Source organism: Alteribacillus bidgolensis (genome assembly GCF_002886255.1).
Classification (GTDB): Bacteria; Bacillota; Bacilli; order Bacillales; family Marinococcaceae; genus Alteribacillus; species Alteribacillus bidgolensis.
In genome coordinates this window covers 879448-892320 of sequence record NZ_KZ614149.1, presented here as the reverse complement: position 1 = coordinate 892320, position 12873 = coordinate 879448, and the positions used below count along the sequence as shown (strand labels likewise).

The 12873-nt window shown below is 34.7% G+C and carries 16 protein-coding genes and 1 pseudogene; 3 read left to right on the top strand and 14 right to left on the bottom strand.

Features of this window, described 5'->3' with window-relative positions; all coding sequences use genetic code 11:
- Positions 1-125: 125 nt before the first annotated feature.
- The 3 genes from CEF16_RS04645 to CEF16_RS04635 form a co-directional block, all read right to left on the bottom strand.
- Positions 126-221, bottom strand: a complete 96-nt coding sequence (locus CEF16_RS04645; protein ID WP_091580277.1) for a YjcZ family sporulation protein — start codon at positions 219-221, stop codon at positions 126-128.
- A 390-nt stretch (positions 222-611) separates the two neighbouring features.
- Positions 612-872: a stage VI sporulation protein F gene (locus CEF16_RS04640; protein ID WP_091580274.1), complete on the bottom strand. Its 261-nt coding sequence runs from the start codon at positions 870-872 to the stop codon at positions 612-614.
- Between the two features lie 991 nt (positions 873-1863).
- Positions 1864-2082: a spore germination protein gene (locus tag CEF16_RS04635; RefSeq protein ID WP_091580272.1), complete on the bottom strand. Its 219-nt coding sequence runs from the start codon at positions 2080-2082 to the stop codon at positions 1864-1866.
- A 388-nt stretch (positions 2083-2470) separates the two neighbouring features.
- On the opposite strand from CEF16_RS04635, the gene CEF16_RS04630 reads away from it, so the two are divergent.
- Complete coding sequence (locus tag CEF16_RS04630) at positions 2471-2581, top strand: YjcZ family sporulation protein (protein WP_091580269.1); 111 nt, start codon at positions 2471-2473, stop codon at positions 2579-2581.
- Between the two features lie 765 nt (positions 2582-3346).
- Here the strand turns inward: CEF16_RS04630 and vrrA are convergent.
- The 7 genes and pseudogenes from vrrA to CEF16_RS04600 form a co-directional block, all read right to left on the bottom strand.
- Entirely contained in the window at positions 3347-3646 is a 300-nt protein-coding gene (gene vrrA / locus CEF16_RS04625; RefSeq protein ID WP_091580266.1) for a VrrA/YqfQ family protein, read from the bottom strand.
- 593 nt (positions 3647-4239) lie between these two features.
- On the bottom strand, positions 4240-4677 hold the full coding sequence (locus tag CEF16_RS04620) for a hypothetical protein (RefSeq protein WP_091580264.1): 438 nt from the start codon (positions 4675-4677) through the stop codon (positions 4240-4242).
- A gap of 234 nt (positions 4678-4911) precedes the next feature.
- A complete protein-coding gene (locus tag CEF16_RS25215) occupies positions 4912-5043 on the bottom strand; it encodes a thioredoxin family protein (protein ID WP_091580261.1) in 132 nt (43 codons plus the stop codon).
- A gap of 475 nt (positions 5044-5518) precedes the next feature.
- Positions 5519-6034, bottom strand: coding sequence for a glutamate synthase-related protein (locus tag CEF16_RS24270; RefSeq protein ID WP_254780974.1), 516 nt, complete (start codon positions 6032-6034; stop codon positions 5519-5521).
- Positions 5976-6143, bottom strand: a complete 168-nt coding sequence (locus tag CEF16_RS24755) for a glutamate synthase-related protein (RefSeq protein WP_254780968.1) — start codon at positions 6141-6143, stop codon at positions 5976-5978. Before CEF16_RS24755 ends, CEF16_RS24270 begins: the two co-directional genes overlap by 59 nt.
- Before the next feature lie 169 nt (positions 6144-6312).
- Positions 6313-6636, bottom strand: a pseudogene (locus CEF16_RS24265) (transposase); the annotation flags it as partial.
- Positions 6637-6702: 66 nt separating this feature from the next.
- Positions 6703-7941, bottom strand: a complete 1239-nt coding sequence (locus CEF16_RS04600; RefSeq protein ID WP_091580256.1) for an MGDG synthase family glycosyltransferase — start codon at positions 7939-7941, stop codon at positions 6703-6705.
- Positions 7942-8082: 141 nt separating this feature from the next.
- On the opposite strand from CEF16_RS04600, the gene CEF16_RS04595 reads away from it, so the two are divergent.
- Complete coding sequence (locus CEF16_RS04595) at positions 8083-8991, top strand: YegS/Rv2252/BmrU family lipid kinase (RefSeq protein ID WP_091580253.1); 909 nt, start codon at positions 8083-8085, stop codon at positions 8989-8991.
- On the opposite strand, the gene CEF16_RS04590 is transcribed toward CEF16_RS04595, so the two are convergent.
- Positions 8988-9722 (bottom strand): endonuclease/exonuclease/phosphatase family protein, encoded by a 735-nt coding sequence (locus CEF16_RS04590; RefSeq protein ID WP_245917762.1) that lies wholly within the window; start codon positions 9720-9722, stop codon positions 8988-8990. The two genes, CEF16_RS04595 and CEF16_RS04590, sit on opposite strands and share 4 nt — an antisense overlap.
- Before the next feature lie 118 nt (positions 9723-9840).
- Here CEF16_RS04590 and CEF16_RS04585 point away from each other — a divergent pair, with 118 nt between their 5' ends.
- Entirely contained in the window at positions 9841-11310 is a 1470-nt protein-coding gene (locus CEF16_RS04585) for an alkaline phosphatase family protein (RefSeq protein WP_091580251.1), read from the top strand.
- Between the two features lie 530 nt (positions 11311-11840).
- On the opposite strand, the gene CEF16_RS04580 is transcribed toward CEF16_RS04585, so the two are convergent.
- The 3 genes from CEF16_RS04580 to CEF16_RS04570 all read right to left on the bottom strand — a co-directional run bounded on the left by CEF16_RS04580 (position 11841) and on the right by CEF16_RS04570 (position 12764).
- On the bottom strand, positions 11841-12110 hold the full coding sequence (locus CEF16_RS04580; protein ID WP_091580248.1) for a spore coat protein: 270 nt from the start codon (positions 12108-12110) through the stop codon (positions 11841-11843).
- Between the two features lie 9 nt (positions 12111-12119).
- Positions 12120-12320, bottom strand: coding sequence for a spore coat protein (locus CEF16_RS04575; protein ID WP_091580246.1), 201 nt, complete (start codon positions 12318-12320; stop codon positions 12120-12122).
- Positions 12321-12398: 78 nt separating this feature from the next.
- Positions 12399-12764, bottom strand: a complete 366-nt coding sequence (locus tag CEF16_RS04570) for a DUF2512 family protein (RefSeq protein ID WP_091580243.1) — start codon at positions 12762-12764, stop codon at positions 12399-12401.
- Between the last annotated feature and the right edge of the window lie 109 nt (positions 12765-12873).

Genomic DNA, 12873 nt, shown 5'->3' with positions numbered 1-12873 from the left:
TTCTTAGAGGCAAGTAGTGTTATTCCAATATGGGTTGATATATAGGCTTTTGAATTTTTTCTTAATCTATCTTAAAAATCCGGCTGCTTTATCAAGCTAGCCGGAAACTTTGAGTTACTTAAAGTTTAATAGAAAGGACGCACAAAGGATACCCCTACAATTATCAAGAGGATAAATAACACTACAATTAATGCGAATCCTCCGCCATAACCATATGACATACAAAACCCTCCTTTCTCTATGACAAAGCAACAAAGGAAAAAATATCCTTTATATTTATATACGCATGGCTTAGCATTTTTGTATAGTGACCTCTCCCTCTTTAAAAAAATTAGATATATGTTAATGCTAAATGGTACCGTTAATTTATAAGAAAAATTTGTTGGTTATTAGAACCATGTATATTATCCCCGGCTCCATACATTTGTTGATTCAATGTAATAGCCCCTTTATCAATCATCTGTTTCATCGTATGTATACGTTATAAGTTAGACTTAACTAAGTTGAAACCGATTTTCAGTTTAGTTCCTACAAAACGTTTTTAAAATACTCCCCTTAGTCCTTCGTTTACTAGATTAAGGGGAGTATCGTTTTAACCTGCTGCAATCCTATTACCTTTTATTATTTAACATTTTAGCAATGGTATCAAAATTCAGCGGCTGTGAGCCATTAACAATGGCATCTACAATTTGATCTTCTGTTTGTTTATTGACCGACCTGTTGGCAACTTTCCCAATTCTTCTAATTAGGTTTCGAACAGTTGCTTCGTCTTTAAAATTTGCATGTTTAACCGAATCCGCTATCTTCAGAATTTCATCCATTTTAACGCCGGTTTTTTTTTCAACCTTATCAAATATATTATTTTGGTTCATTATACCCACCTCGAAAAAGAGAGTTTTTTTGAATGTTACCTCTAATGAAGAAGCAACAGTATAAGTTTTCTTTAACAATAAAGTACGAAGAAATGAATTAATCGTTTGTGCCAAAGCACAGGAATACAAATATAGGCATTTAAATAATTTGTATTAATCCTATGGGCTGACGATGTTGACCAGGACGGGCTAAATACTTATGCTCTCTGGCGATATGAATGGATACGGTCGCCAATTTGGCTTTGGACCCGGGTTTGGTCATGGTTTTGGATTCCCTAGAAGATTTCGTTGATTCTGTTTCCTATTTTTTGGATTAAATTGAATATTTTACAATATTTGAGTTAGGGACTGCCTCTTTCTTTTGAAAACAAAAATAATTATTTAAAAAAAGATACTGTCCTTTTGATAGGACAGTATCTTTAAAATAAGGTGGAAAGAACAACCTTGATCATTACCACAATTTTTTTGTCATCGCTGTACTTTACATTATGAAAAAATCCTAAAAATGATAAGGTAAATAACTATTTTTCATTTTTTTGGATTATTATTTTTAAATAGTTCAACCATCGTCCCGTAGAAAGACGATGGTTGAGGAAGAAATTTTTTCACTGAGGATTCAGATAATATTAAGCTATGTATACATTTACTTTTGTAAAGGCAAAATCCTATATTTTAAATATATATATATACTAAAATATTTACTTTTGGTGCGGTTTTATTTTATATTTACCCCGTATTTGCATACTATTTCCCCCTACTCTATTTCGGAAAATGATTATATTTTTCTAAAAACCCCGTTATACTCATGCGACTCCAATTATCCCACTCCGGATGGAGTTAATTTTTGCCTTGAAACTCTTAGCCATGCTCTACAATCTACTCCTTACTTTTTTCACTTAAGATACGACGTACTCTTTTTGGTCATTTATAGATCTCCCCATTCGCTTGATTCGACTAAGTTGCGGGTAATATTAATAAGTTTTTTTATTAATTAAACATTCCCGCTTTGATTTTGATCTTTTACATCGTGATCAAATGTATTATTAATATTAATTCCATTATTAGTTTGGATAAAATCCCCTGTATTACTCCCACCTGATCCGTCTATTGTTTTTGATGTGTCTTTTGGAGATATATTTTGTGAATCCCCAAAATTAATCACACCATCATTACTGTTAAATTTAAAAGGCCCTATTACAAGAGATGGCATATAAACACCCTTCCTATTATTTCATATTTTTTATTAAAACCAATGATGCTTAAAGATGGAGTCAATTTGTAAGAATAAACTACAGGAGTTTTCATTTACGTTTTTGCCTAAAATTTGTTTTGAAAAAAAGTGAATTATATGTCCCAGGTTTAATATTCGTATTTATGTTAATGATCTTACTTTATTTAGGATATGGAAAGTTAACAAAAATGCCCGTGTGAATAACTAGAAACAATTTGAATGAAGACATTTTTCATCAATCGATCATTAAATTCCAAAATAAAAAAGGTTATTACCCAAACGCTTTCTTCTCTGAAATATAAGTTGAACATAAAGGGAAACTAAACCAATTACATTGGAGTTAATTCTAAGGAAGGGAGTGTCTTCTATGTCACACGGACATGGATATTACAGTGGGTTCGCTTTAATCGTCGTACTATTTATTCTCTTAATTATCGTTGGAACTGCGGCGTTTGGTCATGGACATCACGTGTACTAAAAATAAAGAAGAGGCTATTCCTTAAATCAGAAAGCCTCCTTCATGCTTCTAAAATTATCATAAAATCCCCAAACAAAGAAGTTACTACAGCAAATATAGGACAAGGAAAGATACTCATTTCTATATTTTTTTGCTCTAAGAACACCAATGAAATAGTTGTGCTTTTTTCTTCTTAATTGTTTATCCAAAATAGACAATATTATTGTAAAAAGTTTCGGTTTAGACTTTTAAACTCTTCGATCTGATTAAAGATAGGTTCAGCCGTTTTATTTCCAGCCTGCATATTCTGCATCATAAGCATTCTATCCATAATCAAAAAGTATTTAGTAAATAAAACACGTGAAAGCCCTGCTCGTTAACCATTTTATTAGGTAACGTTTATAGTCTAAGGGTTTACTGAATTGATTGTATAATAGGAGTTTTGGTTTCAGCCTTAATAAAGAGTCATGAGAAATAACTCAAACTAACTTCTCACAACTCTTTATTGCAGGAGGTTTTGAAATAAATAGGATTTTTGGGAGGTGTCCGTAATACGGTTTATTCTGCTTATCGTTATTGGGATACTTTAAGTATATGCCATTAAACTAAAATGTTATAGGCAATAGCGCATTCAGTTTTAAAAAACCACATTTGTATTATAGCCTAATATATATTAATGCTTATTTTTTTATTTACTAATACGAAAATTTTAACAGGTAGTTGTCCGTACATTTGCCGCGATGTTGTCAATACTTAAAGAAACCCGAGGAAGAAGAAAAAATTTATTTAAATATAAAGTTTAGGTGCTGCTGCATTTTTCTGTTCATTATCATCACTTAAACTTGTTGTTTCCTTATCATCATCTGTATCGTTATTGTCATTTTCTTCGCTTTTATTGTCATCACTTTCATTACTATCAGAACTCCCTAATTCCTTTATCAGACGCAAGAAGGTCGGGATATTTCTTACTAACGGACCATATTGCTTTATTAATGGGGCTGCAGTTTCTGCAACCTTTAAAACATTTTGTACATTTTGAAGGGTACCCATTAATCCTGGTCCGCCGTTTAGTGGAAGATCTTCCAATCCCTTTTGCTCCCCCTGGTAAGATATTTGAAGAACCAACCCCTTTTTGGCTAAAAGATCCAGGAGGAATTGGACTAGAGTTAACACCTTGAGGAGGTCTTGTGGACCAAATCCAAAGGGATTAGGGGTGGTGAAGGTGTTTGATTATTAAAAGTATTGGAATTCTGTAAGAAGGATTGCAAAAGTTGAAGCATTTTTTTCTCCTTTCTCTCCACAAGGTAAAAAAATGAAATAAGTGTAAACAGGACACTGTTACATGCAAACTTTCTCTTCTAATCCATTCACCAGCTTCCTGTAGCAACGCACTTGTATGAAAAGGTTTCCTTACTTTTTTAAAGATGAATTTAAAAATAGAGCTTTTATTGTCATGATTTTTTGATCCCTTTATAATTCCATAATTAGATACTAGACAAAAAAATCATTACATATTCGTAGAGCATCTTTTTGGCACCCTGTAAGAAGCATGGTCCTAAAGATAAAGGCAATTACCAAATTCTTTTTATCAAAGTTCTGAATAATGGTGAAGGGATAAAAAATAGGAGCTGCTTCTTTTTTAACATCTAAACTAGCTAACCTTAAACAAGTTAATCAAACTAGTTTTTACCCAGAATCATCTTTTTAAAGATAAAAGCTAAAATAAGAGAAAACATCAGATGTGTCACCAAACTCATTAACTGATCCGGTGCAAACATTTGAGTAAACATGGGACCCATCCCCATCATTACTGGCATAACAATAATAGGCCCAATCAGCCAAATAAGAACCCCATGTATGATCCCTAACACATAAAAACTTTTGGATAAGAACGTCATCGCCCCATATCCAAGTCCAAATATCCAGCTAATCATTATATGAATGAGCCACCCTACAGCTAGGCTTTCACTTCCTACCATGGAGGAGATCATCCCCACCATACCCATCATGTGCATGATCACTCCAAAAACAATGCCGGCTACTGTACTTCCTGCCAAAGAGGCAACTACTATTCTAGACATGGATCCATGTGAAGCGTTTTTTTGTACTTCTTCCATAATTACTCCCTCCTTTAATTAATAATGTAAAGGAAAAATATTTTTAAAAAAGTTAGCCAGCTTACAAATGATGAATCACTCAAAATTTTTTTCTCTTTGTAAAGTGAAGTAGATTCAAAAACACGTTCTCCATAACTAACAGAAACCTGCTCTGATATGGTATAAATAAGAAAAGAGGCTGGGACAAAAACCCTACTCCAATTCCATAAATTCACTTTGGTATCCTTCGGTTTATTAGGTATAAATAAACTCTTTTACCGTTTCTTCAGGCATAAAACCAGAAGAACGATTCATTTCTTTTCCGTTTTTTATCAAAATTAGGGTTGGTATACTTTGAACGCCGAATTGACCAGCAAGATCTTCGATTCATCAACATCAACATCATAAAAGTTTATATCATCAGTAGTTTCCTCCGCCACAGCTGAGACCACCGGATTGTCTGCAGCCCCGTCACCAGCTGCTCAAAACTCAAGGACAACTGGATTTGCGGAGTTTTCCACGACTTCTGAATATTCTTTTAATGTTATAGTTTTATGCATATTATCAGCTTCTTTAAAACCTTTTTTCCTATGTATTTAAAAATAACCACCCAAACAAGAGAGAATAATAAGAAAAACTTAACCTTATTGTAACAAGTATGGTATTATTTTCCGTAAGATAGCTTACTTTTTCTCATTAGTAGCGTTTTGTTGTATAGGCTTGTCGGTCTCTTTTAATTTTAGAAAATTCAATATATTTCTTATGGAATACTATTATTATTTTGGATATTTTATAATGTTTAATTCTCTTCCTAAGATAGTCCATAAAAATAAAAGTACACCTTTGTAAATAATAATGAATTTTATTGATTTTTCCTTCTAGATACGCCATACCTTATCCCGATAAATTCTGAAAGTTCTTTGTCAAAAGTTACTAAACCCTCCCTGCTTAATTGTTGTATTGAACTTTTACCTATAACTTGTAACGCTGCTTTTATCTCCTTCGTACAGGATTTAAGAAAATTAGCTAAATCCTTAGCTCCTTCTTCTATATCAAATTCCTCTTTCAGTTTTCCAGTATAAATAGCTAATTGAGACGGTGGATATTTAGGGAGAGCTTTTAGCATTTGACTTTGAAGTGTTGCCATAAGAGCTATTGAGCCGATATAAACAGCATCAGCGCCAGAAGCAATAGCTTTCAAAAAGTGACCGGGAGTTGTTAATCCTCCAGTTGCTATAAGTTGATATTTATCCTTTAAATTGTTTTCTTGTAACCAATCTGCTGCTCTTACAATGGAATGAAGAGTAGGAAGGCCAATATCATCTTCTAGTGTGGGGGGAGCTCCTGCTGTTCCTGCTGTTCCCTCCTTCAGCCCCATCAATCACAATAAAGTCTGCATTTGTCTTAGCTATAACCTCTAAATCGTATTCAATAAAATCCGAACCTGCTAATTTAATTCCAACGGGGACATCGAACTTTTCTTTCATTCGATTAACTAACGTAATAATTTCATCACTTGTGTTTACATTTGAAAAACGAGCATAAATTGTAGAATTTTGCCTTTCTTTTAATCCTCAAGTTCCTCTTAGGTGGTCTCCAATATTTTCTGCTGTGTCCGTGATCTCGGAGCCACCACCCCAGGCTCCTTGCCCAGCTTCTTGGAATTTGTAGGACGTCGCACATTGCTGATACCGAGTATTTGTGACGGTTGTTGCGGATCACATCTACTTTTCGTCCCATGATCAGCGCGGCCTGCTTTAAAATATCATTCTCCATCGCAAGTTTTTGATTCTCTTTGCGTAGTCGAATCAGTTCTTCCTGTTCAGGCGTACGGTTGTCTTTCTCTTCAAAGGATACACTGGTCCGGATTTGACGAACCCACTTATAAAAGACAGGTGGCTCCAGCTCATATTCTTTAATCATTTCAGCTCTGGGTTTTCCTGAAGCGTGCAGCTGGACGATTTGTTCTTTGAATTCTATCGTAAAGTCCTACGGGAACTACCATAGCAAATAAAGTGTGTTATCATCATATGAAATCGTTAATAATTAATTAATTATGCGCGGAAAAAACTTTAGCAGCTCATTTTCAGCAATTTGATCATGGTATTGATTTAATCTATTCTCTAAATCATTTATTTTTGTATGTGAATTCAGGCTACTAAAGATCTGATTTTCGATCGGCCGCTTTGTTTTCCAATTGTGCAGGTGAAAAGCTAATCCCTGTGATTTTAAATACTGTAGGTTCATCTCCTCTTGACCTGGCAAAGGGTCATATAAAAAAAGAGGAATTTTCTTATATAATCCTTCGCTAATTGTTACTCCACCAGGTTTCGTAATTATACCGTCTGATTGGCGATAAAGAACATCCATTTCTCTTCTGGATTCAATGTATTTTAAAGGAATAATATTTTGATGATTCAATGCTTTCACCATTTGGTACAATTGAGTATTTTTACCACATAAAATTTTATATTGAAGGTACCTATTAGGTCTAATGGCAGCCAGAAAATATTTTAATTGCCCTACTCCTAAACTTCCCCCGCTTACAAGAATGGTTAAACGTTCTGAAGTGGAAACTTTTAGTTTTTCTGAACGTTTGATTAATGGATGTACAGGAATCCCTGTTACAATGATTTTCTCCCTCTTTATACCCTTGTCCATTAAAGCTTGTTTAAGTGGAGTGTCAGGAACTAAATGAAAATCAATCCCCTGTTTTCCCCAAATCGTATTTATAAAAAAATCCGTGTATACATTCACAATGGGAATAGATATAACTTTCTTTTGCTTGAGGCAGCTTAAAATATAAGAAGGTAAACAGTGCGTACAGATTACACAATCCGGCTGCTGCTCATCCAACAATTTTAGCATCGCTCGTTCGAATAATAATTCATATGCACGAAACCGGTTTTTTTCATGGTTTTCAAATGCGTTTTTTTTGTAGAGCCAGCTATAAAACGAGGGAATGGAAACGATTGATTTCATATAGATGTTTGAAACCAAGTTTTCCATGTTTCCATAGGCATAACTAAAAATGTCGACAGTTTCGCATTTAATTGTTGGATCATATATTTTAAGCCAGGAAATAAATGATTTTGCAACCTGATGATGTCCAGTTGATAATTGTAAAAAAGGCATAAGCATTACCTTTTTCATATCGATACGCCTCTCTTTATTTGCTGAAACAGCAGGGATTGAGTTTTGAATTAAATGGCTCTTAATAAGATAGTTGAATAATGTAATCTGCTTCGAGTATTTTTCGTGTATGGAGGCAAAATTATTCAACATACAAAGAAGTTTGCGTGAAGGCTATGTCGATTTCCTATAAAAACAAGCGTGTAAAAACGAAGATATTGTCCAATCTAAAAAAGAACCAAATGAAGAGGAACAAATTGCAGGTTAAAAACGTGCATAGATGAGGTTTGTATTATGAAGCATACATCACAAAAACAAGCACTGATGATATATAATCCCTTTTCAGGGCAAAGAAAAATCCATAAAAGCTTTCCGAAAATAACAGCCAAACTTCAGGAAATGGGCTATGTACTCTTCGTTCAAAAGGTAACAGAAAGCAAGGGTATTGAAATAGCATTAAAGAAAGCATGTACAAATAAATGGGATGCGATCTTCATCGCAGGAGGCGACGGTACCATAAACTATTGTTTACAGATTTTAGCGGAAGAAGAAAATCGTCCTCAAATAGGAATTTTTCCATTTGGAACAAGCAATGAAATTGCTCAATACATCGGAGTATCATCCAGTATAACTCAAGCTCTTTCTGTCATTGAAAATAATAATATAAGACCGATTGACATTGGAAAATTTGGCAGCCAATACTTTGTTAACATTGCATCAGCAGGGTGGTTATCTGATATAACTTATAAAACTTCACCCCTGCTTAAATCCTATATAGGGGAGTGGGCTTATGTTCTTTACTTTCTTAAAACATTTTTTATGACAAAACAATCCACCCCGATTACCGTAAATGTATCCACTGATAAAGTACTTTCGGATTTATCTTTATTTTTAATTATGAATGGAAACGCTGTCGGTCCCTTTGAACGTCTTATTACAAGCTCCACAAATGACGATGGTTATTTCCATCTTCTCGCCTGTAAAAAAACAAATCGAATCCAGCTTTTTTTAATACTGATAGCTAAACTGTGCCGCCTATCAAACAATTCTTCTATTATAAGTCATACTAAAATACAATCAGGACGTTTTTCGATTCCAGATTCCATAGCACTTAACCTTGATGGGGAAAAATACCAAATACAGGACTTTCAATTTAAAGTGCTGCCCCAGCATCTCCATGTTTTTAGCTCACAGAAAAATTAATTGGTTTCAAAACGGAGTGTAGTTTTTAATGGAAAGTGATCAGAGGCCATTGGCTTTACTGTTACGAGTTCTGTATTAATAATATATAAATCAGGACTGGTAAATATATAGTCTAATCTATATCTCGGGCGATTCGATGAATAGGTATACCCTTCTCCATTACCTGCTGCATTCCAAACATCTTGAAAGTGGCTGTTAATTTTATTCCATCCCCTTGACCCTGGTTTCATATTACAATCTCCCATAATGATAAGGGGGCGAGTATACTTTTTACACTGATTCATAATAAAATTCGTTTGCATCTGATGAAGAATGGGATTAAGACTAAGATGTGTAACATCGATTTGAACGAACTTCTTATTTATTTGAATAGCAGCGTCCAGTAATGACCGGCTTTCCGTTAACCAAGGTATAAAATTAAAATAATGCGTCTTTGTTTGAATAATTGGATAACGCGACAGCAGGGCATTTCCATATTGCCTCTGCTCATAAGAATTTTTAGATTTTAAAGAAATAGCTGGGCCATAACCGTGGTACATATTCAATTTTTTTGCAAGCTCATAGACTTGATCTTGATAATGGCTTCGTTTTGAAAAATGCTTATCTACTTCGTTCAGTCCAACTATATCTACATCACTTCTTTGAATGACTTCGGCAATTCTGGTCAGGTCAATTTGTTTATCCATACCTTTACCATGGTGAATATTATAGGTCATGACCTTTAATTCCACGAATTTTCCACCTCTAAATGTAACTTTTTATAATATGAGTTTATCTCTTCTGTAAGATGTATAAATCTCCCGATTCTATTCATGCTAAACTTAATGTTAAATCTTACGGGGGTTCGTGATGATTACAACTCCAAAACCAGTTATTTTATTAATTATTGATACTTTAATGTCAACTCCATTAGAGGAAGCTGTTCAAACGGGACATGCTCCAGCTTTGCAATATTTAATGGAAAGAGGCAGGTACTTCCCTCATGTTGTCAGTTCCTTTCCAACCATGTCGGTTACAATAGAAAGCACATTATTAACCGGAGAGTATGCTGACAAACACCACCTGCCAGCACTCATTTGGTACCATGAAGGTGAAAATAGAATAGTAAATTATGGGACCGGAGTGAAAGAAATTATAAAAACGGGAGTTTCCTCGTTTGTTAAAGATATGTTTTTTGAATTAAACAATGTTCATTTAAGTAATCAAGTAAAAACAATACATGAAGAATTAGCAGAAAGAAAACTTGCAAGCGCCTCAATAAATGCGTTTGTACATCGGGGAAATACGATTCAGCAAATTCATCTGCCTAGAATTTTACGCTGGATGACTGGATTTAATGGCACATGGCATATCCAGGCCCCGCCTTTATGGTCCCTTGGTTCTTTTTCAAAGTTTAATCCATTTACCAGCACACCCCAAACTTTTTCTGGTAATTATAAGGCAGGCTGTAAGGAGCTAAAACATTTAATAAAAAGAAACAAACTTCCCCCATTTACGATGTGCGTCATCCAAGATCTTGATTTACGCATCCATCTTAAAGGCCCGATGGATTTAAAAGGAATTCAAAAAATTGATCGTCAACTGCAAAAGCTTCTCAATCTTTATTCTAGTTGGGAGAAAGCCCTTAAGGAGTGTACGTGGGTTGTTTTATCTGACAACGGTCATGCTTCCATGGGCAATAATAAACATCATTATGTCATTAACCTTAGAAAAATCCTGAAAGATTTTGCGATAATGAAAGATAATAATTCCATCCCCTGCAAAGATCAAATTGCTCTTGCTGTGAATCAGCGAATGGCGTTTGTTTATTGCCTCGGCAATGGAGTAGAAAAAAATCATATTCTGGCAAGTTTAAAACAGGACAAACGAATAGATATTATTGCATGGCAGGAACAAGGATTAACTCATGTTGTCTCAGGGGAGAAGGATGGAAAATTCACTTTTTCTAAAGGTGGTTTATATCAAGATCATTATGAGCAAACATGGACCATTACAGGAGATGAAAGGCTTCTAGATATTACAGTAAAAAACTATAAAATAAACTATGGAGATTATCCAGATGCACTCGCACGCCTTTCTAGCAGCCTAACATCACACAAGGGAAACTATTTTGTGATCACTGCCAAACCTGGATATGAATTTAAAGATACAGGTTCTCCTCTTCATGTAGGTGGAGCAGCACATGGATCTTTGCATAAACAAGAATCATTAGTTCCTATGATTGTGGCAGGAACAGAGGTGTATCCAAAAAATGAGCGTATTGTAGATTTTAAACCGTGGATTCTGCATTTGATTATGAACACACCTCTCAACCAATAAAGAAGCCGCCAAAAACTGCTGTTTCTTCTGTAAAGTTTTAAAAAAATGCATATATTATATGTAACTGCTCCTAGCTGCATTTTTAATACAGAAACTATTTGGTAAAAGATGTTTACAGATGAAAAGACCTTTTTAAAGGGGAATACTTTTTGTGAAAGAAGACTTTCAGAGGGGTTATCAAGTATGTTTTCCAAACGATTCACTTCACCTTAATCAGAAAATATTTACCAAGGCTTCCTTTCCGCAGCACACTCGAATTCTCACCTTTACTTTCAAATATTTTTAATAATTAAGGGGCTGTCCCAAAAAGGTTTTATTCAGCTGAAATACACTTCGATTTCCGCGGGCAACGCTTCAGTTTCCTCGTGAGCAAATACCGCTCACTGCGGGATCTTCAGCTATTGCTTTAATGAACCGGACGTTCTCATGTCGGTGTTGGGTCTCAGGACGTGACCGTTTTTAGCCGACGACCGCTGGAGTTTGCGTGTATTTCAGCTGAAGTACTTATGTGACAGCCCCTTTGGTGTAATCTATTGATTGGGCTGCTGCATTGTTTGCTGCACTGCCTGCTGGTCTATTTGTAACTGTTCATTCAAGTTATATGGGTGATAATACCCTTTATCCATCATATAATTTGTGACTTGTTCGTGAAAATTAATGGACTGCTGCAATTGTTGCGATAATGCCTGTCTCACATTTGGAGAAGCAGATTCTGTAATCGCGTAGGCACAATTTCTAACACCAGATTTTGCGGCCAATAATAAATCTGTAGCAGCTGCTCTATCATTAAAATTTTGCATACTTATCCCCTATCCTTGTAAAAGTTGTTGTAATTGAGAAATGTTGTCTGTAGATGCTTGAATATCTTGGTCCAATAATTGCTGTAATTCTGTATCTTGAACTTGATTTTTCATCATTTTCGATTTAGCTAAACAGTTTGTTTTAAACACAAGCATTTCATGTAATTCTGCTTTTTCATGGATACCTAATCCAGCTGGTTGTTGTTGCATTGTTTCACCTCCGTGATTATATTGTCCTTTCTAATTAATTTCATTCACATTCCTTCTAATTGCAGTGGTATCATCAAATTATGAGTACACTTTTGGATTTTTAGTAATAACTGCATTAATAACATATTTGTGAAAAAACCATTCTCCAGCACCTATAAAAAGAGCGGAAAGGAAAGCTAAAATAAATGGAACGTGAGCATTCAAAATGTATGGCCCAATGAACCATATAACTAAAGTACAAAGACCGACATCTGCAATCGTTGAAACCCAATTATTAGTTGACTGTAAAACAAACAAATCCCCTATAATATATGCTGCTCCAACAACAATCAGAGACAGTCCTATTACATTTCCTACACCATAATCATTTGCCAAAGATAAAATAGCAACCAGTACAAAAAGAACAAGAACCGTTTTTATTATTAACGCAATGACATGTTTCATTATTACCTCCTTTCTTCCAAAGACTATATTATGATGTGTAACCATAATGAAATTTTATGCATCTACATTTTCATTAGAAAAACTCGACTTGCCGCCGAGTCCAAATGGC

Bases quoted from the DNA above. Each gene is read 5' to 3' on its own strand.
- CEF16_RS04645 (WP_091580277.1), bottom strand. From the start codon at position 221: ATGTCATATGGTTATGGCGGAGGATTCGCATTAATTGTAGTGTTATTT.
- CEF16_RS04640 (WP_091580274.1), bottom strand. From the start codon at position 872: ATGAACCAAAATAATATATTTGATAAGGTTGAAAAAAAAACCGGCGTT.
- CEF16_RS04635 (WP_091580272.1), bottom strand. From the start codon at position 2,082: ATGCCATCTCTTGTAATAGGGCCTTTTAAATTTAACAGTAATGATGGT.
- CEF16_RS04630 (WP_091580269.1), top strand. From the start codon at position 2,471: ATGTCACACGGACATGGATATTACAGTGGGTTCGCTTTAATCGTCGTA.
- CEF16_RS04620 (WP_091580264.1), bottom strand. From the start codon at position 4,677: ATGGAAGAAGTACAAAAAAACGCTTCACATGGATCCATGTCTAGAATA.
- CEF16_RS24270 (WP_254780974.1), bottom strand. From the start codon at position 6,034: ATGGGGCTGAAGGAGGGAACAGCAGGAACAGCAGGAGCTCCCCCCACA.
- CEF16_RS24755 (WP_254780968.1), bottom strand. From the start codon at position 6,143: ATGAAAGAAAAGTTCGATGTCCCCGTTGGAATTAAATTAGCAGGTTCG.
- CEF16_RS04600 (WP_091580256.1), bottom strand. From the start codon at position 7,941: ATGTTGAATAATTTTGCCTCCATACACGAAAAATACTCGAAGCAGATT.
- CEF16_RS04595 (WP_091580253.1), top strand. From the start codon at position 8,083: ATGAAGCATACATCACAAAAACAAGCACTGATGATATATAATCCCTTT.
- CEF16_RS04585 (WP_091580251.1), top strand. From the start codon at position 9,841: ATGATTACAACTCCAAAACCAGTTATTTTATTAATTATTGATACTTTA.
- CEF16_RS04580 (WP_091580248.1), bottom strand. From the start codon at position 12,110: ATGCAAAATTTTAATGATAGAGCAGCTGCTACAGATTTATTATTGGCC.
- CEF16_RS04575 (WP_091580246.1), bottom strand. From the start codon at position 12,320: ATGCAACAACAACCAGCTGGATTAGGTATCCATGAAAAAGCAGAATTA.
- CEF16_RS04570 (WP_091580243.1), bottom strand. From the start codon at position 12,764: ATGAAACATGTCATTGCGTTAATAATAAAAACGGTTCTTGTTCTTTTT.